This is a genomic window from Pseudalkalibacillus sp. SCS-8 (assembly GCF_040126055.1).
GTDB lineage: Bacteria > Bacillota > Bacilli > Bacillales > Fictibacillaceae > Pseudalkalibacillus > Pseudalkalibacillus nanhaiensis.
Genome location: NZ_CP143541.1, coordinates 3405450 through 3427797, shown reverse-complemented (window position 1 = coordinate 3427797; position 22348 = coordinate 3405450). Strand labels below are relative to the sequence as shown.

The 22348-nt window shown below is 46.5% G+C and carries 25 protein-coding genes; 24 read left to right on the top strand and 1 reads right to left on the bottom strand.

What is annotated here, in order from left to right; all coding sequences use genetic code 11:
- The first annotated feature begins 65 nt into the window (after positions 1–65).
- Together V1497_RS17715 and V1497_RS17710 are read left to right on the top strand one after the other, a co-directional pair.
- Positions 66–509, top strand: coding sequence for a GNAT family N-acetyltransferase (locus V1497_RS17715; RefSeq protein WP_349408834.1), 444 nt, complete (start codon positions 66–68; stop codon positions 507–509).
- Positions 510–656: 147 nt separating this feature from the next.
- Complete coding sequence (locus tag V1497_RS17710) at positions 657–1697, top strand: L-threonylcarbamoyladenylate synthase (protein WP_349410873.1); 1041 nt, start codon at positions 657–659, stop codon at positions 1695–1697.
- Positions 1698–2103: 406 nt separating this feature from the next.
- On the opposite strand, the gene V1497_RS17705 is transcribed toward V1497_RS17710, so the two are convergent.
- Entirely contained in the window at positions 2104–4308 is a 2205-nt protein-coding gene (locus V1497_RS17705; RefSeq protein WP_349408833.1) for a PAS domain S-box protein, read from the bottom strand.
- A 192-nt stretch (positions 4309–4500) separates the two neighbouring features.
- Here V1497_RS17705 and V1497_RS17700 point away from each other — a divergent pair, with 192 nt between their 5' ends.
- The 22 genes from V1497_RS17700 to V1497_RS17595 all read left to right on the top strand — a co-directional run bounded on the left by V1497_RS17700 (position 4501) and on the right by V1497_RS17595 (position 22347).
- Entirely contained in the window at positions 4501–5040 is a 540-nt protein-coding gene (locus tag V1497_RS17700; protein ID WP_349410872.1) for a manganese efflux pump MntP family protein, read from the top strand.
- A 93-nt stretch (positions 5041–5133) separates the two neighbouring features.
- Entirely contained in the window at positions 5134–5727 is a 594-nt protein-coding gene (locus tag V1497_RS17695) for a low molecular weight protein arginine phosphatase (RefSeq protein ID WP_349408832.1), read from the top strand.
- A 112-nt stretch (positions 5728–5839) separates the two neighbouring features.
- Positions 5840–6289 carry a ribose 5-phosphate isomerase B gene (gene rpiB / locus V1497_RS17690; protein ID WP_349408831.1) on the top strand — a complete coding sequence of 150 codons (450 nt, stop codon included), beginning with the start codon at positions 5840–5842 and terminating at the stop codon, positions 6287–6289.
- A gap of 49 nt (positions 6290–6338) precedes the next feature.
- Positions 6339–6911: a TIGR01440 family protein gene (locus V1497_RS17685; RefSeq protein ID WP_349408830.1), complete on the top strand. Its 573-nt coding sequence runs from the start codon at positions 6339–6341 to the stop codon at positions 6909–6911.
- A gap of 219 nt (positions 6912–7130) precedes the next feature.
- Entirely contained in the window at positions 7131–8366 is a 1236-nt protein-coding gene (gene glyA, locus V1497_RS17680) for a serine hydroxymethyltransferase (protein ID WP_349408829.1), read from the top strand.
- A gap of 436 nt (positions 8367–8802) precedes the next feature.
- Entirely contained in the window at positions 8803–9432 is a 630-nt protein-coding gene (upp, locus tag V1497_RS17675) for a uracil phosphoribosyltransferase (RefSeq protein ID WP_349408828.1), read from the top strand.
- 243 nt (positions 9433–9675) lie between these two features.
- Positions 9676–9903: an AtpZ/AtpI family protein gene (locus V1497_RS17670; RefSeq protein ID WP_349408827.1), complete on the top strand. Its 228-nt coding sequence runs from the start codon at positions 9676–9678 to the stop codon at positions 9901–9903.
- Positions 9900–10274: an ATP synthase subunit I gene (locus V1497_RS17665; RefSeq protein WP_349408826.1), complete on the top strand. Its 375-nt coding sequence runs from the start codon at positions 9900–9902 to the stop codon at positions 10272–10274. Before V1497_RS17670 ends, V1497_RS17665 begins: the two co-directional genes overlap by 4 nt.
- Before the next feature lie 25 nt (positions 10275–10299).
- The gene (gene atpB, locus V1497_RS17660; RefSeq protein ID WP_349410871.1) at positions 10300–11013 is read left to right on the top strand and encodes a F0F1 ATP synthase subunit A; all 714 of its coding nucleotides are present in this window, start codon (positions 10300–10302) and stop codon (positions 11011–11013) included.
- Positions 11014–11126: 113 nt separating this feature from the next.
- Complete coding sequence (atpE, locus tag V1497_RS17655; protein WP_236337349.1) at positions 11127–11339, top strand: F0F1 ATP synthase subunit C; 213 nt, start codon at positions 11127–11129, stop codon at positions 11337–11339.
- A gap of 160 nt (positions 11340–11499) precedes the next feature.
- Positions 11500–11964 (top strand): F0F1 ATP synthase subunit B, encoded by a 465-nt coding sequence (gene atpF, locus V1497_RS17650; protein WP_349410870.1) that lies wholly within the window; start codon positions 11500–11502, stop codon positions 11962–11964.
- On the top strand, positions 11961–12509 hold the full coding sequence (locus V1497_RS17645; RefSeq protein WP_349408825.1) for a F0F1 ATP synthase subunit delta: 549 nt from the start codon (positions 11961–11963) through the stop codon (positions 12507–12509). Before atpF ends, V1497_RS17645 begins: the two co-directional genes overlap by 4 nt.
- A gap of 25 nt (positions 12510–12534) precedes the next feature.
- Entirely contained in the window at positions 12535–14043 is a 1509-nt protein-coding gene (gene atpA, locus V1497_RS17640) for a F0F1 ATP synthase subunit alpha (RefSeq protein ID WP_349408824.1), read from the top strand.
- Between the two features lie 82 nt (positions 14044–14125).
- Complete coding sequence (locus V1497_RS17635; protein WP_349408823.1) at positions 14126–14989, top strand: F0F1 ATP synthase subunit gamma; 864 nt, start codon at positions 14126–14128, stop codon at positions 14987–14989.
- Positions 14990–15052: 63 nt separating this feature from the next.
- Positions 15053–16456 (top strand): F0F1 ATP synthase subunit beta, encoded by a 1404-nt coding sequence (gene atpD, locus V1497_RS17630; RefSeq protein WP_349408822.1) that lies wholly within the window; start codon positions 15053–15055, stop codon positions 16454–16456.
- Positions 16457–16480: 24 nt separating this feature from the next.
- Complete coding sequence (locus V1497_RS17625; RefSeq protein ID WP_349408821.1) at positions 16481–16885, top strand: F0F1 ATP synthase subunit epsilon; 405 nt, start codon at positions 16481–16483, stop codon at positions 16883–16885.
- 330 nt (positions 16886–17215) lie between these two features.
- Positions 17216–18826 carry a gamma-glutamyltransferase family protein gene (locus V1497_RS17620; RefSeq protein WP_349408820.1) on the top strand — a complete coding sequence of 537 codons (1611 nt, stop codon included), beginning with the start codon at positions 17216–17218 and terminating at the stop codon, positions 18824–18826.
- Positions 18820–19425: a chromate transporter gene (locus V1497_RS17615; RefSeq protein WP_414703582.1), complete on the top strand. Its 606-nt coding sequence runs from the start codon at positions 18820–18822 to the stop codon at positions 19423–19425. The genes V1497_RS17620 and V1497_RS17615 overlap by 7 nt, the downstream gene beginning before the upstream one ends.
- Positions 19425–19952, top strand: coding sequence for a chromate transporter (locus V1497_RS17610; RefSeq protein ID WP_349410868.1), 528 nt, complete (start codon positions 19425–19427; stop codon positions 19950–19952). Before V1497_RS17615 ends, V1497_RS17610 begins: the two co-directional genes overlap by 1 nt.
- A 285-nt stretch (positions 19953–20237) precedes the next feature.
- A complete protein-coding gene (locus V1497_RS17605) occupies positions 20238–20612 on the top strand; it encodes an NADH-quinone oxidoreductase subunit A (protein WP_349408819.1) in 375 nt (124 codons plus the stop codon).
- Positions 20603–21121, top strand: a complete 519-nt coding sequence (locus V1497_RS17600; protein WP_349408818.1) for an NADH-quinone oxidoreductase subunit B family protein — start codon at positions 20603–20605, stop codon at positions 21119–21121. Before V1497_RS17605 ends, V1497_RS17600 begins: the two co-directional genes overlap by 10 nt.
- The gene (locus tag V1497_RS17595) at positions 21118–22347 is read left to right on the top strand and encodes an NADH-quinone oxidoreductase subunit C (RefSeq protein WP_349408817.1); all 1230 of its coding nucleotides are present in this window, start codon (positions 21118–21120) and stop codon (positions 22345–22347) included. Before V1497_RS17600 ends, V1497_RS17595 begins: the two co-directional genes overlap by 4 nt.
- Position 22348: the final 1 nt, after the last annotated feature.

The window sequence follows — 22348 nt, the reverse complement described above, 5'->3', positions numbered from 1 at the left end:
AAATGGGATATTCTCTTCTCTCCTTTCATAGAATAGAGTAGAATTGCTAGAAAGGAGAGGGTGAGATGTTATCGTTTCGTCCCGCAGAAACGAACGATGCCCCATCTATTAAACAATTTGTAGCGCAGGCCGGGTTATCAAGTGAAGGAATCGAACAGTGCATCCAGACGTTCATCATATTGGAAACGGACAAAAAGAAAATGGCAGGAACAGTCGGACTTGAACGGAATGGTGATGTTGGGCTCATACGATCGCTTGTGTTAGATAAAGAGTATTCCTCAGAGGAGTTATTGCTTCGCTTACTGAAAGCAATCATACGGCTCGCCGATCATCAAGGTGTCCAGACGGTCTACCTGTTGACGCGCGTGACCTCCATCTTCTACGCACTCGGGTTTACTGAAGTCCCGTATGACCAAGTGCCGGAAGAGCTCCTTAACACCCCCCATCTCAAACAATATGATCGCGACCAAATCGCTATTATGAAACGCCATTTAGTCGAGATGGGCTAGGGAGTAGTCCGGTGAAAGCATTGTCAGATTCCTCTTGTACACAACGTTATCCACAACGATATCCACAAATCCGGAAAGCTTGTGGGTAAAATGTGGAAAGCCCGGTATAATCTATCGTTTAAAGGAGTATTTACCCACATGGAACAGTTGATAACGACAAAATGGAATGTGGAAAATGTGGATAACTTAACCGAGCATCCGGCAATACAAGAGGCGGCGATGTGGATAAGAGAAGGAGAGGTCATTGCTTTTCCTACCGAGACCGTTTATGGACTTGGAGCCAATGCGTGCTCAAATTCTGCAATCGAAAAAATTTTCAAAGCAAAAGGTCGCCCGAGCGACAATCCACTGATTGTGCATATCGCAAATGAAAAACAGCTCGAGCAGGCTGCCGCTTCATGGTCGGAAACCGCTAAGCGCTTGATGGATGCATTCTGGCCAGGGCCGCTTACGATTATTTTACCGAAAAAAGAATCCATTGCAGACCGTACGACAGCTGGCCTGACGAGTGTGGGGATACGCATGCCGGACCATCCTGTCGCGTTGGCTTTAATTGAAGCAGCTGGGGTACCGATTGCAGCACCGAGTGCGAACCGGTCGGGTAAACCTAGCCCGACGATCGGTGAGCATGTCTATAAAGATTTGAATGGTCGTATAAAAGGAATCATCGATGCCGGAACGACGGGTGTCGGGCTTGAATCGACGGTCGTCGAGGTGATTGGCGAACAAGTGACGATTCTCAGACCAGGTGGCGTATCCAAACAACAGCTTGAGTCCGTCGTTGACCATGTCGTCTGGGATAACGCATTGTTTGAACAAGAACAAATCCCGAAATCTCCTGGAATGAAATATACGCACTACGCACCGGATGCACCCTTATTGTTAGTGGACGGATCGATGGCGTTCTTCCAGTCATGTGTTGACCAGTATCGAGCGGACGGAAAGAAGGTAGGGATCCTCGTCAGTGATGAACTCGCAGACGAGATTTCCGCAGATGAAGTGAAGAGACTCGGTTCTGTTCGTCATGTCGAAGGGATTGCACAAAAGCTGTATCATCAGCTTCGTGCGTTCGATGACACTGATGTTGATGTGATCCTCGCCGAAATGTATCCAATCGAAGGAATAGGAGAAGCGCTCATGAACCGGCTTTTAAAAGCAGCTGGCAACCAAGTGCTGACTGAAAAATAAAAGGAAGCTGATCCATTGGATCAGCTTTTTCTAATTGAGGAGTTTTTTTGGGCGCTATCCTCCCCGAAAACCGAGGAAAGGCTGAAGTTAGGGAAAGGTAAAGGCGCTATCCTACCCGAAAACTGGGAAAAAGCTGAAGTTGGGGTAGGATAAAGGCGCTATCCTACCCGAAAACTGAGAAAAAGGTGAAATGAGGGAAAGGTAAAGGCGCTATCCTCCCCGAAAACCGAGGAAAAGATGAAGTTAGGGAAAGGTAAAGGCGCTATCCTCCCCGAAAAGCGGGAAAATACTGAAGTTAGGGTAAGATAAAGGCGCTATCCTCCCTCAAAACGGAGAAAAAGCTGAACATAGGGCAGGATTAACTACCAAAATGAAAGAAGGCCGCATTATGCGGCCTTCTTCATCTTCATGCTTTTGGAAAGGTAAGGGTGACGACCGTTCCTTTATCGACTTCACTTTCAATTTCAAGCTTGCCGTTATGGTTTTCGATGATTTTATTGCAAATCATCATGCCGAGGCCTGTTCCTTTTTCCTTCGTCGTATAGAACGGCTCCCCGATATGATCGATCTTATCCTGCGGGATTCCGCAGCCATCATCTTTAAAAGAGATGACAATCGCGTCCTGCTCCTTTTTCGCTTTAATCTTAAGAAGCTTTCCGTCATCCTCCATCGCTTCAATTCCATTTTTCATCAGGTTAATGAAGACCTGCTTCAATTGGTCCGCCTCGCATTCAAGGAAAAGCTCCGAGTCGAGGTCGAGGATGAATTCAATACTATGAAGGTTGGCTTGAGCTTCTAATAGCGAAGCAGCTTCCTTCAGAACCCTCCCTATATCGTTTTTCTTCACATTTTTCGGTTGTGGCTTCGCAAGCATCATGAACTCACCGACAATGGTGTTGATTCGCTCAAGCTCAGAAAGCATGATTTGATAATAGTCATGCTCTTCTTCAGATGCGTTCGCCCTCAACAGGTGTGTGAATCCTTTCAAGGAGGTGAGCGGATTCCTTATTTCGTGAGCAATTCCTGCTGCAAGCTGTCCTAATACCGCAAGCTTTTCCGACTTTCGTAAAAAGTCCTCCGTTTTCTTTCGTTCTGTGATGTCACGGGAAATGGTGACAATGGAATCGACTTCCTCTTTATGATTGACGACCGCTGTTCCGTATGTTTCAAGAGTAAGCCATTGGCCTTCCGAATTCTTCACTCGGACCTCCATTTTCATCGATTGCTTGGAGTTTTTCAGATTGGCGATCGATTTCAGCAAATCAGGTAAATCCTCAGGATGGACGATCTCTGTCCATTCCAGGTCTGTGAAAGAACCACTCTCATATCCAAGGACGGCATAATGAGAGGGAGAGGAGTACATGATCTGTCCATCTGCATTGAACACACTGATTAAATCCATCGTATGTTCGGTGATGATTTGGTACTGTTCGTTCTTTTTCCGAAGGGCCTCTTGTGCAATCTTCTGGGAGTGGATATCCCTTGTGATTGCTGAATAACCGATTATGTCTCCGTCTTCATCATGAAGTGGTGAGAACGTCACGCTTACGTAAAACTTCGTCCCGTCTTTTCGAATGCGTGTTGATTCCAGTCCTGTAAATTTTTCTCCTTTTTTCACCTTATTAATAATATGTAGGTATGTTTTCAATTCTTCTTCTGGTATGTATGGGACCGTCTTTCCAATCAACTCTTCTTCCGTCCACCCGTAAAAGGCTTCAAAGGCGGGGTTTGCACTGATCAGATGATTTTTCAGATCAAAGACCGCAATGGAGTCAGCAGATTGATAAATCATCGAAGCAATCCGATGCCTTAAATGGTGGAGCTCTTTTTCGCTTTTTTTCCTGCATGAAATATCCTTGACGATGCCGTAAATACTGTGTATCTCCCCATCAATGTTGATTGGAATGTTCGTGACCTGCAGGTCGATTTGATGACCATCCTTGTGGAAGACAGATGTCTCGAAATGGAGCATTTCTCCCTGTTTCGCTCGATGGAAAAAGTCCTCTGCCTTTTGCCTTTCCTCAGGCACGATCAATGGCATGAAATGAGTCTGATACAATTCATGTTCATCGTAACCGCAAATTTGTGAAACGGCGGGGTTGATAAAAAGGAACCGGCCGTCTTTATTTAATGTAAAGATCCCATCAGGATGATAGTTGAAAAGGGTCCGGAAATAGTACTCCCTCTCCTTCAGCTTTTCTTCAGCTCGTTTTTTCTTGCTCATGTCCACACAGAATCCCTGCAAGCGGGTCACTTCGCCTTTCTCATCATAGACAGGGGATACGGCGCCCATATAGGGTATGCCATTTAATGTATCTTCATATGTAACTGAGTTTCCTTCCCATGCCCGATCATACGATATGGCTCTCCTGATTGCATGGTATTTCGGAAGACACTCATCAATCTGTTTTCCGTTGAAGGCATCGTCCTCGTAACCGAACTTCTGGAGCAGGGCTCCTTGGCATGTGATGAAATGGTAGGTGGATTCTTTCTTCTCTACAATGAACATCAAGCTGTCTTGAACCTGGTCAGCCACCTCGAACTCGTATGTTTTGGCCAGGGAAGCTTTACGATTTTTATATTGTGAGGTCTGAGACTTGGAATGGTTCATGCTGATCCTCCGCTCTAATAATTTGTCCACGCCTGATAATAAAAAGTATCCAACTATACATTCACGATAGAGAGTATAGATTCCTTCGAACCCATCGAGTTTTTTCCTGTAAATTGGAAGACATGTCTAATTCGAAATAGACATGCATAGGTTGGAGTAGGGGTGAAGGGGGAGACGTACGTGGATACTGCGATGCTCGGCGAATTGGTCACACTGACAATCATGGCATGTGCACTCGGGATGGACGCTTTTTCCATGGGATTGGGAATGGGGATGATTACGCTACGTCTCCGTCAAATTTTCAAAATCGGTATGCTAATCGGTGTATTCCATATGGTCATGCCTTTATTAGGCATGTCTGTAGGAAAACAGTTAACGATATATTTCGGGAATCTTGCAACGTGGATTGGTGGAATTTTGCTGGTCATCCTTGGTGTCCAGATGATCTATTCCTCCTTCCGATCCACCGATGAACCATTGATTACCCCAAAGGGTCTCGGTGTCTGGTTATTTGCAGTCAGTGTCAGCCTTGACAGCTTTTCTGTCGGGTTAAGCCTAGGTATTTTTGGAGCGAAAATCATTGTGACGATCCTACTGTTTGGTATGATCAGCATGGGATTGACATGGTTAGGGCTCTTCATCGGGCGTAAGACCCAGAAATGGTTCGGATCCTATGGCGAGGCGCTAGGCGGATGTATTTTATTGTCCTTCGGTCTGAAACTGTTGTGGTGAATCCTTTAACAAAGTTGAACCATTCTTGAGCGATGAATTAGAATAAGAGTAAATACCCAATAGAACAGACAAGCTACCATTAGGAGGCTTAGGATGAACATTTTATTCGTTTGTACTGGAAATACATGTCGGAGCCCGATGGCAGAGGCGTTGATGAAATATCATGCCAATGGCTCGATTCAAGTGAAATCAGCAGGATTGTTTGCAGCTGAGGGAAGTCCTGCCAGCCACCAATCAATCGAAGTGTTGAAGGATAATGGAATCGAAATCGACCATCGCTCACAACCTCTTACACAGGATCTCGTAGATTGGGCGGATTTGATCCTGACGATGACTTCGCGACATAAACAGGCGATTGTTGCTCAATTCCCATCCAAAATGAGCCATGTTTCTACATTGAAGGAACATGTGTTGGAGAATAAAGAAACGTTTGACAAATTAGAGCAGCTTTACGACAAAATTGAACAAGCGCGAATGGATCTGTATGAGCTCGATGAAGGCGAGAAAGCCAAGCGTCTAGCCCTGGAGAAGCAGATCGGAAATTTGGTGAAAGAAGCCCAGGAGCTTGAGCAGACCGTACCGGCCATGGATGTTTCAGACCCATACGGTGGTCCAAAAGAAGTATATTGTCAAACTTATGAAGAATTGGACGAACTGATACAAAAGTTGGCTACAAAATATAGTTGAAAATCTGAGCAAAAACTGCGATAAAAAAGATAGGGAATCCGTTCTGTTGAAAGTCGATCGTCATTCCCTTTACAATGTAGGAAAACATCAAACCACTGGAGGCTTTTTATCAATGAAAGTTGCAATCGGAAGTGACCATGCAGGTTACAAGATCAAAGAAGATATAAAAGAAGTTATGGATGAGATTGGCGTTGAATATGAAGACGTCGGCTGTAACTGTGAAGATTCCGTCGATTACCCGGATTATGCCCTCCCTGTCGCTGAAAAAGTATCCAAAGGGGAAGCGGATCGTGGCATCCTCATTTGTGGAACAGGAATCGGAATGTCGATCACAGCGAATAAAGTGAAAGGTGTCCGCTGTGCGCTTGTCCATGACCTATTCAGTGCAAAAGTGACGAGACTGCACAATGATTCCAACGTATTGGCGATGGGAGAACGAATCATCGGACCTGGTCTCGCAAAAGAAATTGCAAAGGTTTGGTTGCAAACGGAATTTGAAGGCGGTCGTCACGAACGCCGTGTGAACAAAATTAAAGACGTTGAAGCAATGGGTGTGGAATGACACACAGCTTTTTCCCGATTAAAGGGGAAATAGAGAAAGGAAGAGTGTAATGGACGAAACGTTGCATCAGATTCAACCTCAAGTTGTCGAAGCCCTGGAGGATCTGGAGCAAGCAACACCTTTGTCTCAAAATCATTTGTTAGTTGTCGGTGCCAGCACAAGCGAAGTGTTAGGTGAAGTGATCGGCACTTCCGGAACGATGGATGTTGCCCACCAGCTTTACGAGGGAATTACTCAATTCCGGAACAAAACCGGTGTCCAAATTGCCTTTCAATGCTGTGAACATTTGAACCGAGCTCTTGTCATGGAGCGGGAGACTGCAATTGCACGTGGCTATGAAATCGTAACCGTGGTGCCGGTAAGATCTGCCGGTGGAGCACTTGCAACTTATGCCTACCACCATTTGAGTGACCCTGTAATTGTTGAACACATTTCAGCAGATGCTGGAATCGACATCGGGGATACGTTCATCGGTATGCATTTGAAGCACGTTGCTGTTCCTGTGAGGTCAAAGGTGAAGTCGATCGGCCATGCGCACGTCACCTTAGCACGTACCCGTCCGAAATTGATCGGGGGCGAACGAGCTGTCTACCCAGCCAAAGAAGAATTGACGTCATTTTAATATGAATATTGAACGATGATGAACCGATCTTGGGAGCATGTCTCCTGAGGTCGGTTTTTTAGTGGTGTTATGACAGTTGACGCGTGGATTTAGAATCCTTTTTTACAGAACTCTTCAATAAAAAGGTGTGTTTACCATTACGGGACTATAGTAATAATGATAAAATAGAAGCGTTGCAAAATTTCGAAATCGTTTAGAGGTCAGTAAAGGAGTGAAATCATGGAACAACTTCAGAAGCAAGATGCAGAATTATTCAACTCGATACAGGAAGAATTAGGACGACAGCGAAACAAGATTGAATTAATCGCGTCCGAGAACTTTGTAAGCCAGGCGGTCATGGAAGCGCAAGGGTCTGTCCTTACGAACAAATATGCAGAAGGCTACCCTGGACGTCGTTATTATGGCGGCTGTGAACACGTTGATGTCGTAGAAAATCTAGCGAGAGACCGTGCCAAGAAATTGTTTGGCGCAGAGCATGCAAATGTGCAGCCGCATTCTGGTGCTCAAGCGAACATGGGGGTCTATTTCACAGTATTGGAGCCAGGCGATACCGTGCTTGGAATGAACTTGTCACATGGCGGTCACCTGACACACGGAAGCCCAGTCAACTTCAGTGGTAAGCTTTATAACTTTGTCGAGTACGGCGTGGATGAGAAAGACCATACGATCCAGTATGATGATGTATTAGCGTTAGCGAGAGAACACCAACCGAAGCTGATTGTTGCAGGTGCAAGCGCTTACCCAAGACAAATCGACTTCAAGAAGTTCCGCGAAATCGCTGATGAAGTCGGAGCATACTTGATGGTCGACATGGCGCACATTGCCGGTCTTGTTGCGACAGGACTACACCAGAGCCCGGTCCCTTATGCAGACTTTGTGACGTCGACGACGCACAAGACGTTGCGAGGCCCTCGTGGCGGTTTGATTCTTTGTAAGGAAGAGTTTGCGAAGAAGATCGATAAATCAATCTTCCCAGGGATCCAGGGTGGTCCATTGATGCACGTCATCGCTGCGAAAGCAGTCGCGTTTGGAGAAGCGCTTCAGGACGACTTCCGCACATATACGAAAGCGATTGTGGACAATGCCCGCGCTCTAGGTGATGCATTGAAGGAAGAAGGATTGTCACTTGTATCCGGTGGTACGGATAACCATCTCTTGCTTGTCGACGTACGAAGCATGAACGTGACGGGGAAAGTTGCGGAGCGTCTTCTTGATGATATCGGCATTACGACGAACAAGAACACGATACCGTTCGATCCTGAAAGCCCGTTCGTCACAAGTGGTTTGCGCCTCGGTACAGCAGCGGTTACGACGAGAGGATTCGATGCAGATGACATGAAGGAAATCGCATCCATCATCGCACTTGTCCTACGCAGCCCGGATGATGAGCAGGTAATGAAGGAAGCGAGCGAACGCGTCGAAACGCTCTCCTCCAAATACAAGCTGTACGAATAAATATCGATCCTTATAAGACAAAGGACTGGATCGCAAAATAGTTGTTGAGAAGAAAAGCAAAATAATAGAAAGACATAATAGAAAGAACCAAAATAGTAGAAGAGAAGGAAAGGATGACCCCGAGCGGTCATCCTTTTTATTGTGGTCTCGGTAGTGGTGTCAGGCACCATTCTCAACCCGTTGGGGGAGTAAGGGGGCCGTTGGGTGTCAGGCACCAACTCAGACCCCGCGCCGGACAAGGCTTCTCTGAAAGTGCCTGACACTTTGATTAGATTGTACTGTTTTTGGGGGAGGGGACACTTTCCTGCTCGATCGTGTTGAACTTGGCCCGGATTTTCTGTACAATTTTCGAGAGGCAAAAAACCTGTCTGTACCTAGGATGATAGGTATTAAGACAACTTGTAAGTCTCATACACTTTTAAAGGAGAGATGATGAATGAGTAAAGTACACGTTCTGGAACACCCGCTGATCCAACATAAGATTACATATATTCGTGATGTGACCACTGGAACGAAGGAATTCAGAGAGCTTGTCGATGAGGTTGCAGCATTGATGGCTTTTGAAATCACACGCGAACTTCCCCTGCAAGAAGTGACAGTGAAAACACCTGTTTCTGAAGCGAAAGCCTACACAATTGCGGGTAAAAAGCTAGGATTGGTGCCGATCCTTCGTGCAGGACTTGGCATGGTTGATGGCATTTTGAAGCTGATTCCAGCGGCCAAGGTCGGACACGTCGGTCTATACCGTGATCCGGAAACGCTCCAACCGGTTGAGTATTATGTGAAACTTCCTAGTGATGTTGAAGAACGTGAACTCATCGTAATCGATCCGATGCTTGCGACAGGCGGTTCTGCCGTTGCTGCAATTGAGTCCCTGAAGAAGCGCGGGGCACAAAACATCAAGCTCATGTGTCTGATCGCTGCGCCTGAAGGTGTCAAAATGGTTCAAGAAGCCCATCCTGATGTGGATATCTATCTAGGGGCACTGGATGAATACCTGAATGAAAAGGGGTACATCGTCCCAGGTCTCGGTGATGCAGGAGACCGTTTGTTCGGTACGAAGTAATACGCTGAACACACATGGGAAAAAGGTTCAAAAAGTTTTCAAATCTTACCATGGAAATTGGCTTTAACGCAATTGACATGTATTAGTGGCTATAGTATTCTTACAAAGGATGTATGATAAGGTTTTCATGCCTATCATTATAAGCATCCGACAACTTTTTAGTTCTCGTTTGAAACTCCGCATTTTTACCGGATTTTTACATCTGAATCCCTCGACCAAGTCCTAAGAAAAGGGGTGCGGCTTATGCGCACGGATAAACGATCACCTCTCTATTCGATGGCCCTAATGTCTGGAATTCTCTCGCAAATGGTTGGATCCATTCTAGTCGGCGTCTTCGGAGGTATATGGTTGGACCGAACGTTTGGTACAGGTCCGTTCCTTATGATCATCGGGCTGTTTCTTGGCTTGGCAGCAGGAGTATACGGGACGATCAAGTTAATACAACGATTTTTTGGAGAAGAGGACCAATGACAGAGCACCTCTCGACTTACAACAATGCCTTTCGTCGCTACATAAAATACGGACTGTACCTTGCTGCGATCTTCGTCTTAGGCTGGGGCTTCACCAGTTACAAGCAGGTATTCCTCGGACTTCTGCTAGGGGTTGCTGTAAGCGTCCTGAACGTTTGGTCGATGCACAGGAAGATCGATCGAGTTGGACAAGCTGTCGTCGAAGGAAAGAAGGTCAGGACGATGGGCTCGTTATCAAGATTGATGACAGCAGGACTTGCCGTTCTCATTGCCACTCGTTATCCAGAGTATTTCGACTTGATCTCGGTAGTAGTAGGTTTACTCATGATATACCTTATCATGTTGATAGATTTTTATATTGCTTCTAAATGAACTTTGGGGAAAAGAGGTGAAAGAATTGGAACACAAAGCGCCGCATTCACTCGAACTTTTAGGTTTAACTTTTAACCCTTCTAACATTCTCATGATCACAATTGCTTCCGTAATTGTTTTCATCATTGCAGTACTCGGCTCTCGCAGTCTCCAGATGCGCCCGACCGGGATGCAGAATTTCATGGAATGGCTCGTCGATTTCGTAAAAGGAATCATCAACAGCACGATGGACTGGAAAACAGGTGGCCGATTCCTGACACTTGGCTTGACGATTATCATGTACATATTCGTCTCCAACATGCTGGGACTACCATTTGCAATCGCTTATGATCACGAGCTCTGGTGGAAATCACCAACAGCTGATCCGACAATCACGTTGACACTCGCAATAATGGTTGTCGTACTGACACACTTCTATGCGGTGAAAGTCAAAGGGGCCAAATCATACGGCAGTGACTTCTTCAAACCGATGAAGTTCATGTTCCCGCTTAAGATCATCGAAGAATTCGCGAACACATTGACACTCGGTCTCCGACTTTACGGAAACATCTATGCAGGTGAAGTCTTGCTTGGATTGTTGGCCGTCGCAGGAACCGCAGGGGTTTTCGCGGGTATCTTATCCTTCGTACCGATGCTGATATGGCAAGGATTCAGTATTTTCGTCGGCGTCATCCAGGCATTTATTTTCACAATGCTGACCATGGTTTACATGGCGCATAAGATCAGTGATGAACACTAGGTTTCAGTCTTAACTCTTGAACCTAAGGCAACACAACTCTTTATTTCCAATATGAACAACCCCATTTATGGGAAGAAATTATAAAACTAATACATTCCAAGGAGGAAATTTAAATGAATTTAATCGCAGCTGCAATTGCAGTAGGTCTAGCGGCAATTGGTGCCGGTGTAGGTAACGGTCTTATCGTAGGACGTACAGTTGAAGGAATTGCTCGTCAACCAGAATTGCGTGGTACGCTTCAAACAACAATGTTTATCGGTATCGCACTAGTTGAGGCACTTCCAATCATTGGTGTCGTTATCGCGTTTATCGTACTTGGTAGCTAATAGCCTTAACGATTAGCCTGACCAGTAGTTTTCATAATGGCGAAGTTCTATGTGGGACCTCGCCATTCCTTATGTATGACCTATGAAGGGAGGAACCGCTGTGCATATCTTGAATCCTGACAGTCTTATTTTGGGTGCGGGTGGTTTTAATGCCGGCGACATGTTATTTCAGTTACTAGCGTTTATCGTCTTACTATTCTTGCTACGTAAATATGCTTGGGGTCCATTGATGGGCATCATGAAACAACGTGAACAGCATATTTCAAATGAAATAAATGAAGCTGAAACAAGCCGCAAGGAAGCTCAAGCTTACCTTGAGCAACAAACTGAGGCATTGAAAGAAGCACGAAAAGAAGCACAAGCATTGATTGAATCAGCGAAAAAGCAAGGTGAGCAACAAGGGGAGGACATCCTTAAAGCTGCTCGCGAGGAAGCAAACCGTATGAAGGAAGCTGCTCTTGCTGAGATCGACCGTGAGAAAGAACAAGCTGTACAAACATTACGTAATGAAGTTGCAACATTGTCTGTACAAATCGCTTCTAAGGTAATCTCCAAGGAATTGGACGAAAAAGCCCAAGAAAAACTTGTTGATGATTATCTTAAAGAGGTAGGCGAAGGTCGATGAGTAAGGACAGAGAAGCTGTAGCTAAGCGTTACGCAGCGGCTCTATTCGATGTTGTAAAAGAGAAGCATTCTCTTGACCAGGTTGAAAAGGAGCTTCGCGGCGTACAAGCAGTTTTCGAAGAAAATGAGAAGCTGCTCACAATCATGAACCATCCGAAGATTTCTGCAGATGACAAAAAATCATTGCTTTCAAAAATCCTCGGATCTCAATTGTCTGAACCTGTCCACAATACAATTTTATTGATGGTAGACCGTAAGCGTGAAGCGATGATTCCGAGCATGGTCGACCAATATATCCTTCTGGCGAATGAAGAGCGCGGAGTTGCAGATGCAACGATCTACTCCGTCAGACTTTTGACAGAAGAAGAAAAACAATCGATTTCAAAAACGTTCTCTGAACGTATAAACGTTAACGAGCTTCGTGTCGAAAACGTGATTGACCAGGATCTCATCGGTGGGATCAAAGTGAAGATCGGCAATCGTATCTTCGACGGAAGCGTCAACGGTAAGTTGAACCGAATTCAACGTCAATTAGTCTCCGAGTGAGACGAGAACGATAGGGGTGAAATTCATGAGCATTAAAGCGGAAGAAATTAGTTCGCTAATTAAACAACAAATTGAAAACTATTCTTCTGAAATAGAAGTGAGTGATGTCGGTACAGTCATCCAGGTCGGTGACGGTATCGCACGTGTCCATGGATTGGACAACGTCATGGCTGGTGAGCTCGTTGAATTCTCCAACGGTGTAATGGGTATGGCCCAAAACCTTGAGGAAAACAACGTCGGTATCATCATTCTTGGACCATACGTCGATATCCGTGAAGGAGACGAAGTAAAGCGTACAGGCCGTATCATGGAGGTACCTGTAGGTGAAGAACTTCTTGGACGTGTCGTCAACTCTCTTGGACAACCAGTTGATGGTAAGGGCGCAATTGAGACTTCTAGAACTCGTCCAATCGAAAGCCCGGCACCAGGTGTTATGGATCGTAAATCCGTACACGAGCCGCTTCAAACTGGAATCAAGGCGATCGACTCCCTTATCCCGATCGGTCGTGGTCAGCGTGAGTTGATCATCGGTGACCGTCAGACTGGTAAGACTGCGATCGCAATCGATACAATCCTTAACCAAAAAGACGAAGATATGATTTGTATCTACGTTGCAATTGGTCAGAAGGAATCTACAGTTGCAGGTGTTGTTGAAACACTACGTGAGCATGGAGCACTTGATTACACAATCGTCGTAACAGCGAGTGCGTCTCAGCCAGCTCCACTTCTTTACCTTGCTCCATATGCTGGGGTAACGATGGGTGAAGACTTCATGTACAACGGTAAGCACGTATTGGTTATCTATGATGACCTTTCTAAACAAGCGGCTGCATACCGTGAACTTTCACTACTACTTCGTCGTCCTCCAGGTCGTGAAGCATTCCCAGGGGATGTTTTCTACCTACACTCACGCTTACTTGAGCGTGCTGCGAAGTTGAGTGATGCAAAAGGTGGCGGATCACTTACTGCCCTTCCTTTCATTGAAACGCAAGCAGGTGACGTATCGGCGTATATCCCGACAAACGTTATCTCGATTACAGATGGACAGATCTTCTTGCAATCTGATCTCTTCTTCTCCGGTGTACGTCCAGCGGTTAACGCAGGTCTATCCGTATCCCGTGTTGGAGGATCCGCACAAATCAAAGCGATGAAGAAAGTATCCGGTACACTACGTCTAGACTTGGCGTCCTACCGTGAGCTTGAAGCGTTCGCTCAATTTGGATCTGATCTTGATAAAGCGACTCAAGCGAAATTGAACCGTGGAGCTCGTACGGTTGAAATTTTGAAACAAGGCCTTCACAAGCCACTTGCTGTTGAGAAGCAGGTTGCCAGCCTTTATGCGTTGACTCGTGGCTTCTTGGATGATATTCCAGTTGAAGATATCCAACGTTTCGAGGAAGAATACCATACTTGGTTAGATCATAACCGTAAGGAATTGCTTGCTGGAATCCGTGAAACTGGAAACCTTCCAAACGAAGACGACATGAACGGCGCGATTAACGAATTCAAGAAGACTTTCGTTGTATCTGAGTAATCCAATACAATCAACGTTTTCTTTCGGATCATAATGGGACGGATTGCTCAATCTCGTCCCCTTAATAAAGGTGGTGAAACGAGTGGCATCGTTACGTGATATAAAAACGCGTATCAACTCAACGAAAAAGACGAAACAAATCACGAAGGCGATGGAGATGGTTTCAGCTGCGAAATTGAATCAGGCTGAAAACAACGCGAAATCCTTCGTACCATATATGGAAAAAATCCAGGAGGTCGTCTCCGGTATTGCGAGTGGCAGCTCGAACGCACGTCACCCTATGCTGCAGACACGTGAGGTCAAGAAGACAGGATACCTTGTCATCACATCCGACCGAGGTCTCGCTGGACCATACAACAGTAACGTCCTTCGACATGTGTATCGTACAATCCAAGAACGACACAAATCGACGGATGAGTATACGGTCATCGTTGTCGGAAAAGTCGGGTTGAACTTTTTCAAAAACCGCAACATGCCGGTAGAAGACAGCATCGTCGGTCTTGCCGACCAGCCTGAATTCTCTGAGATCAAGTCGATCGCGACTGAAGCTGTGAAACGATTTGCAGACGGCGTCTACGATGAATTGTATATGTATTACAACCACTATGTGAGTGCAATCCAACAGGATCTCACAGAAAAGAAGTTGTTGCCACTTACGGATATCGGTGGAGAAGAGAAATCATCGACTAGCTCATATGAATACGAGCCTTCTGAAGAAGATATTCTTGAAGAACTTCTTCCTCAGTATGCCGAAAGCTTGATTTACGGCGCTTTACTCGATGCAAAAGCGAGTGAACATGCTTCTCGTATGACAGCGATGAAGAGTGCGACGGATAATGCAGAAGACATCATCGGAAGCCTCACTCTTTCTTACAACCGTGCACGTCAGGCAGCGATCACACAAGAAATCACAGAGATCGTTGGCGGAGCAGCAGCACTTGAATAGACGAATTGACCAATTGGTCTGGAACATAAAAGCATCCTCAATAGGACGTTAGGAGGGAAAAACATGAACAAAGGACGCATCACTCAAGTCATGGGTCCGGTCGTCGACGTACAGTTCGACAGCGGAAGCCTGCCTGAGATTTATAATGCACTAAAAGTCCAAAGCACTGAGGGAGAGAAAGCGATCGAGCTTACTCTTGAAGTTTCACTTCACCTTGGTGATGATACTGTTCGTACCGTCGCGATGGCTTCCACCGACGGACTCGTTAGAGGAATGGAAGCGTTAGATACTGGAGCACCAATTTCCGTTCCAGTCGGTGACGTAACATTAGGTCGTGTTTTCAACGTACTAGGTGAAAAAATCGACCTTGATGAAGAATTGGCTGAAGGGATCCAACGTGACCCAATTCACCGTGAAGCTCCAAAATTCGATCAATTGACAACAAAGACAGAAATCCTTGAAACAGGGATCAAAGTCGTTGACCTTCTTGCACCATACGTTAAGGGTGGTAAGATCGGTTTGTTCGGAGGAGCAGGAGTAGGTAAGACGGTCTTGATTCAGGAGCTTATCAACAACATCGCACAGGAGCACGGTGGTATCTCCGTATTCGCAGGTGTTGGTGAACGTACTCGTGAAGGAAACGACCTTTACTACGAAATGAAAGACTCCGGCGTTATTAACAAGACAGCGATGGTATTCGGTCAGATGAACGAACCACCAGGAGCTCGTCAACGTGTTGCATTGACTGGATTGACGATGGCGGAATACTTCCGTGATGAGCAAGGACAAGACGTATTGTTCTTCATCGACAACATCTTCCGTTTCACACAAGCAGGTTCTGAGGTATCCGCACTACTAGGACGTATGCCTTCAGCGGTTGGTTATCAACCGACACTTGCAACTGAAATGGGTCAATTGCAAGAGCGTATCACATCTACGAAGAAAGGTTCCGTAACATCTATCCAAGCGATCTACGTACCTGCCGATGACTACACTGACCCGGCACCAGCTACGACGTTCGCTCACTTGGATGCAACGACGAACCTTGAGCGTAAGCTTTCTGAGATGGGTATCTACCCAGCGGTGGACCCGCTTGCTTCAACTTCTCGTGCACTTGCACCTGAAATCGTTGGAGAAGAGCACTATAACGTAGCGCGTGAAGTTCAGCAAACACTTCAACGTTACAAAGAACTTCAAGATATCATCGCAATCCTTGGTATGGATGAGTTGAGTGACGATGACAAGCTTACAGTTGCACGTGCTCGTCGTATCCAGTTCTTCCTATCCCAAAACTTCCACGTAGCTGAACAGTTTACTGGACAAAAGGGATCTTACGTACCAGTTAAGGAAACGATCAAAGGATTCCGTGAAATCCTTGATGGTAAGCATGATGATGTACCTGAGGACGCATTCCGTCTTGTAGGACGTATTGAAGAAGTAGTCGAAAAAGCTAGCCAAATGGCATAAGATTAAGGCCCGAGGAGGGGTTTCATGAAGACATTCGCAGTAAGTGTCGTCACCCCTGATGGCCCTGTGTATGAAGAAACAGGCGCAGAAATGGTCAGCGCGAAAGCCACCAGCGGTGAGCTTGGAATCCTACCAGGCCACGTTCCGCTTGTCGCACCGTTAACCATTAATGCAATCCGCATCAAGAAGGATAACAATACACAGATCTTGGCTGTTAGTGGTGGATTTATAGAAGTACGACCAGAGAAGGTCACAATTCTTGCTCAAGCTGCCGAGCTACCGACTGACATTAATGTCGATCGTGCGCAAGCAGCAAAAGAGCGCGCAGAGAAACGTCTGCAAGAATCCAAGCAAGAAGGTGTTGATTTCGCGCGTGCCCAACTCGCATTGGACCGTGCCATCAATCGAATCAATATTGCTGGAAAATAAACAAGGAAGACCCTTTCGGGAACGAAGGGGTCTTTTTTTATTAGGATCAGTAGAGGGGATTTTCTAGTAAAAAGATACTGAATTCCCCAAGCTGAGCGTGAAATTCCACAAGTCGCGGAGAAAATTACCCAAGCTGAGGAGAAATTTCCACAAGGCAGGCCCAAAATTCCCCAAGCTAGGCGTAAAATCACCTAATTCAACGAAAATTCCACATGTTAACTCAAAAATCCCTATACCTAAACAGAATTTTCAGACAAAATCATTGAACATCCGCTCATTCTCGATATAATGGACATAGCAGTTTTGCCAACAATTGAGAGGATGAAAGAGATGAATCAGGATTATTTATACAACCCATATCCATCACAAAGAATGACAACCTTCGCTAAGAAAGGCATGGTAGCGACATCACAGCCATTGGCGGCGCAGGCCGGTCTCGACATTTTGAAAAAAGGCGGGAACGCAGTCGATGCTGCCATCGCGACAGCTGCTTGCCTGACCGTTGTCGAACCGACGTCGAACGGAATCGGAGGAGATGCTTTTGCACTCGTTTGGATGAAAGGAAAGCTCCATGGCTTGAACGCGAGCGGACCTTCACCACAGTCGATTTCAATCGAGGCCTTAAAGGAAAGAGGGATGGAGGAAATCCCGAAATTCGGCTGGACCCCGGTAACCGTTCCGGGAGCACCAAGCGCGTGGGCTGCTTTATCGGAACGATTCGGAAAGCTCCCATTAACAGAAGTGCTGGCACCGGCAATTGAATATGCGGAAAAAGGATACCCGGTATCTCCGACGCTCGGCAAGTTTTGGAAGGCGGCAGCCGAACACTTTAAAAAAGTGCTCACTGATGACGAATTCAAGCATTGGTTCGACACGTTCGCACCTGAAGGAAAAGCACCAGAGGTAGGTGAGGTGTGGCGATCTGAAGGTCATGCTGCAACGTTGAAGGAAATTGCGGAGACGAAAGCGGAATCCTTCTACCGCGGGAACCTAGCGGAACAAATTGATGCTTTTTCCCAAAAATATAATGGGTTCATCCGAAAAGAGGACCTCGCAAACTACGAGCCTGAATGGGTCGATCCGATCGGTGTCGATTACCGCGGCTACAAGGTTTGGGAAATCCCGCCGAATGGGCAAGGAATCATCGCACTTATGGCGTTGAATCTATTAAAAGGATACGAGTTCACTTCAAGGGACGATGTCGAAACGTATCATAAACAGATTGAAGCGATGAAGCTATCCTTCACGGATGGTTTCAAATATGTTTCAGAAGAACGCTCTATGACGACGACAGCAGAAGCCCTTTTATCCGATACATATGCTGAGGAACGCAGAAAGCTGATCGGCGAGCAAGCACGTCAGCCTGAACCAGGCGAACCGCCAAAAGGTGGAACCGTCTACCTCTCAACTGCGGATGAGGAAGGGAACATGGTTTCCTTCATTCAAAGCAACTACATGGGCTTCGGTTCTGGACTCGTCGTTCCGAGGACGGGCATCGCCCTACAAAACCGTGGACACAATTTCTCCATGGATCCTGACCATGATAACCGTCTTGAAGGCGGTAAGAAGACATTCCATACGATTATCCCTGGCTTCCTGACAAAAGGAGACCAGCCTGTTGGCCCATTCGGGGTCATGGGTGGATTCATGCAGCCTCAAGGGCATCTTCAGGTCATCATGAACACGGTGGACTTCCATCTGAATCCGCAAGCGGCACTTGATGCACCACGCTGGCAATGGATGGAGGACAAAAAGGTGCTCGTTGAACCGAACTTTCCGAATCACATCGCGCAAGCTCTTGCACGGAAGGGGCATCACATCCAGGTGGCGCTCGACGGTGGACCTTTCGGAAGGGGCCAAATCATTTGGCGTGACCCTGAAACTGGTGTACTTACAGGTGGAACGGAATCCCGGACAGATGGCAGTGTTGCTGCTTGGTAACAGAAGGAAGAGTAAAAACCACCCAAGAAGAAACAAAACCGAAACGACAAAACAAACAAATCGCCCTTTTCCTCGCTTTTTTCCGAGTGGGGATATTCGGATACGGAGGAGGTCCTTCCTCCATTCCGCTCGTCCATAAGGAAGTCGTTGAGCATTATAAGTGGTTTACAGACGATGAATTTGGAGATCTTCTTGCGCTCGGGAATACACTACCTGGACCGATTGCGACAAAGCTTGCTGGATATATCGGCTACCGGGTTGCAGGAATAACGGGCATGGTGAATGCAGTTTTGGCGACAATCCTGCCTTCGATCCTTGCTATGATTGCATTACTCACCACCCTCAGCATGTACAAGGACAAACCGTGGGTCCAGGGCATGACGAAAGCAGTCGTACCTGTAGTCGGGTTCATGCTCGCTCAGCTGACATGGCAATTTACGAAAAAATCGAAGCAGGGACTAGGCTGGGGACAGGCGATTCTGTTCATCGGCCTATCCTGGATCTTGATGGAGGTTCTTCACATCCATCCCGGCATCATCATCGCACTCTTACTGCTGTATGCCGTGTTCGGTGGTAAAAGAAGGAGGGAGGAGACATGATCCTTTATTGGCAAATTTTCCTCGCCTTCTTCATCCCTGGGATCCTTGGTTACGGTGGCGGACCAGCTTCAATACCGTTAGTCGAAAATGAGGTTGTCGACCGCTATGAATGGATGTCGACTGAGGAGTTCAGTGAAGTGCTCGCACTCGGAAATGCGCTGCCAGGTCCGATCGCGACAAAAATGGCAGGCTATATCGGATTTGAGCAAGCTGGATGGCTCGGCGCTTTCGTAGGAGTTTTTGCCACGATCGCTCCTTCACTTCTATTGATGATTGTTCTTTTGAAAGTACTAATGAAATATAAGGATTCGGAAAAAGTGAAGCGGATGACGATTACGGTGAGACCGGCGATTGCTGTTCTGCTCGGTGTGATGGCCTATCAATTTTTTATCAGTTCCTATGAAGGATCCGGAGCGATACAAACCGTCGCATTACTAGCAGCTAGCTATTTGTTCCTCGAAAAACTCAAAATCCACCCGGCTTTCGTAATCATGGGAGCCCTTGTTTACGGTGGTGTCTTTTTATAAGGAAGAGACTGCTCCATCTGCCGGAGCAGCTCTTCCTTTTCCATATGAAAGATTTTCAGGTTCATAGGTAAAAATAAGTGAAAAGTAACCGATAATGGTAATGGATGCGCGATGTACCGGTTCCTTTGAACAGCATGGGCATAAGTTCCGGTGACTTTTGAATACAATGGTAGTCATTCCCATACATCGTGTCGACACCCAAAATGGTATTTGGTATAATTGATAACGATTACAATTTTGAAAACTTTCTAACAATAATAATGTTTGACAGATCGGGAGGTACATATGGAGCTCTATCACTTGTATCAAAACAATTATCTGGTCGTCCTCATGTTCCTGCTCTTAGGAATTCTTTTACCCGTGGTCGCATTGACAGCTGGAAAACTGCTGCGGCCGACCAAGCCAACCAAAGAGAAACAGACAACTTATGAAAGTGGTATAGAGCCTTTTCATCAGAGCTGGGTCCAATACAATGTCCGCTATTATATTTTCGCCTTACTGTTCGTCATTTTCGATGTCGAGACGGTTTTCCTCTACCCATGGGCTGTCGCGTATGAAAAACTCGGGATTTTTGCCTTGATTGAAATGACGATCTTCATCGTTATGTTATTGATCGGACTCATCTATGCGTGGAAGAAGAAGGTGTTAAAATGGATGTAAGATTAGAAGATATCTCCCCACAAGAGCATCAAGAGCTTCAGAAGAATGTCTTTTTTGTCACACTCGAACAGGTGAAGGCTTGGGCGCGTAGTAACTCGTTATGGCCGCTCACGTTCGGGTTAGCTTGTTGTGCCATCGAAATGATGGGGACAGGCGCGTCACATTATGACTTAGACCGCTTCGGCTCCATATTCCGTACTTCCCCTCGACAATCAGACGTGATGATCGTATCCGGTACCGTTACGAAAAAAATGGCGCCTGTTTTGAAGCGCCTATATGATCAAATGCCTGAACCGAAATGGGTCATTGCCATGGGTTCATGCGCCACAGCAGGTGGACCATACATAAAATCCTATGCCGTTGTAAAAGGGGTCGACCAGATCGTCCCTGTCGATGTTTATATTCCTGGATGCCCTCCAAATCCAGCAGCACTGATCTATGGAATTAATAAACTACAAGAAAAAATCCGCTATGAAGCTAAGACTGGAAAGCGGGTGACCGATAAATGAGCGATCAAGAAAAGCCATTCTCCGAAATGACACCAGAAGAGAAAGCAGAAGCGAAGCGTAAAGCAGTAGAAGAGGCGAAGCGCAAGGCTGCTGAGAAGAAGGCGGCAAAGGAAGCGGCAGAATCCGCTGAACCGCCCGCTGCCGAAAAACCGTTCTCCGAAATGACACCAGAAGAGAAAGCGGAAGCGAAGCGCAAAGCAGTAGAAGAGGCGAAGCGCAAGGCTGCTGAGAAGAAGGCAGCGAAGGAAGCGGCAGAGTCCGCTGAACCGCCCGGTGCCGAAAAACCGTTTTCCGAGATGACAGAAGAAGAGAAAGCGGAAGCGAAACGTAAAGCAGTAGAAGAGGCAAAGCGCAAGGCTGCTGAGAAGAAGGCAGCGAAAGAGGCTGAAGAATCCTCTACTCAAACAGATGCACCTGCGGACGAAAAGGCAAAAGCTGCCGCTGCAGCCAAGGTGAAAGCCGCAGCTGCTGCAAAAGCCAAAGCTGCTGCCGCTGCGAAAGCGAAAGCTCAAGCATCGGGTGGCGCTTCCGATGATGAAAAAGCGAAAGCGATTGCTGCCGCCAAAGCGAAGGCTGCTGCTGCTGCGAAAGCAAAAGCTGCTAAATCAGGCGGCTCACCAGATGATGAAAAAGCTAAGGCGATCGCTGCTGCCAAGGCGAAAGCAAAAGCCGCTGCCGCTGCAAAAGCGAAGCAAGGGACTGCAGGAGCTGCGAAAGCAGAATCTGAGCCAGACGAAGAAAAGCCATCACCGAATCAACCCCTCCTAGACAAGTACGTCAAGGTCATAAAGGATAACCTTGGCGATGACATCCTGGAAGACGCTTATATCAACCGTTTGGCGAAAGATGTACCAACACTCGTCGCGAAACGTGAAAGCTATTATAAGCTGGCTGAATTCATGCGTTTCAATGAACAGCTTTATTTCGAGTATGTAAGTGAACTGCACGGAACCGATTTTGAAACACACATGGAAATCTATACCCACTTGTATTCATTTAAAAACAACCAGCCCGTCGCATTGAAGGTGAAGGTCGACAGAGAACAGCCTGAAGCTGCTTCGCTCACACCGATATGGGCAGGGGCAAACTGGCCGGAGCGGGAAGCATACGACTTACTCGGCATACATTTTACAGGGCATCCGAACCTGAAAAGGATCCTCATGCCGGATGATTGGGTCGGCTATCCGATGCGAAAAGATTATGAACCATATGATGTGGAGGTGTAAC

What these genes read in the sequence shown, in the direction of transcription:
- V1497_RS17665 (WP_349408826.1), top strand. Translation starts at nt 9,900, where the DNA reads ATGACAGAGCACCTCTCGACTTACAACAATGCCTTTCGTCGCTACATA.
- upp (WP_349408828.1), top strand. Translation starts at nt 8,803, where the DNA reads ATGAGTAAAGTACACGTTCTGGAACACCCGCTGATCCAACATAAGATT.
- rpiB (WP_349408831.1), top strand. Translation starts at nt 5,840, where the DNA reads ATGAAAGTTGCAATCGGAAGTGACCATGCAGGTTACAAGATCAAAGAA.
- V1497_RS17715 (WP_349408834.1), top strand. Translation starts at nt 66, where the DNA reads ATGTTATCGTTTCGTCCCGCAGAAACGAACGATGCCCCATCTATTAAA.
- atpA (WP_349408824.1), top strand. Translation starts at nt 12,535, where the DNA reads ATGAGCATTAAAGCGGAAGAAATTAGTTCGCTAATTAAACAACAAATT.
- V1497_RS17645 (WP_349408825.1), top strand. Translation starts at nt 11,961, where the DNA reads ATGAGTAAGGACAGAGAAGCTGTAGCTAAGCGTTACGCAGCGGCTCTA.
- V1497_RS17695 (WP_349408832.1), top strand. Translation starts at nt 5,134, where the DNA reads ATGAACATTTTATTCGTTTGTACTGGAAATACATGTCGGAGCCCGATG.
- V1497_RS17605 (WP_349408819.1), top strand. Translation starts at nt 20,238, where the DNA reads ATGGAGCTCTATCACTTGTATCAAAACAATTATCTGGTCGTCCTCATG.
- atpE (WP_236337349.1), top strand. Translation starts at nt 11,127, where the DNA reads ATGAATTTAATCGCAGCTGCAATTGCAGTAGGTCTAGCGGCAATTGGT.
- glyA (WP_349408829.1), top strand. Translation starts at nt 7,131, where the DNA reads ATGGAACAACTTCAGAAGCAAGATGCAGAATTATTCAACTCGATACAG.
- V1497_RS17595 (WP_349408817.1), top strand. Translation starts at nt 21,118, where the DNA reads ATGAGCGATCAAGAAAAGCCATTCTCCGAAATGACACCAGAAGAGAAA.
- atpD (WP_349408822.1), top strand. Translation starts at nt 15,053, where the DNA reads ATGAACAAAGGACGCATCACTCAAGTCATGGGTCCGGTCGTCGACGTA.
- V1497_RS17705 (WP_349408833.1), bottom strand. Translation starts at nt 4,308, where the DNA reads ATGAACCATTCCAAGTCTCAGACCTCACAATATAAAAATCGTAAAGCT.
- V1497_RS17600 (WP_349408818.1), top strand. Translation starts at nt 20,603, where the DNA reads ATGGATGTAAGATTAGAAGATATCTCCCCACAAGAGCATCAAGAGCTT.
- V1497_RS17625 (WP_349408821.1), top strand. Translation starts at nt 16,481, where the DNA reads ATGAAGACATTCGCAGTAAGTGTCGTCACCCCTGATGGCCCTGTGTAT.
- V1497_RS17685 (WP_349408830.1), top strand. Translation starts at nt 6,339, where the DNA reads ATGGACGAAACGTTGCATCAGATTCAACCTCAAGTTGTCGAAGCCCTG.
- V1497_RS17620 (WP_349408820.1), top strand. Translation starts at nt 17,216, where the DNA reads ATGAATCAGGATTATTTATACAACCCATATCCATCACAAAGAATGACA.
- V1497_RS17700 (WP_349410872.1), top strand. Translation starts at nt 4,501, where the DNA reads ATGCTCGGCGAATTGGTCACACTGACAATCATGGCATGTGCACTCGGG.
- V1497_RS17670 (WP_349408827.1), top strand. Translation starts at nt 9,676, where the DNA reads ATGCGCACGGATAAACGATCACCTCTCTATTCGATGGCCCTAATGTCT.
- atpF (WP_349410870.1), top strand. Translation starts at nt 11,500, where the DNA reads ATGTTATTTCAGTTACTAGCGTTTATCGTCTTACTATTCTTGCTACGT.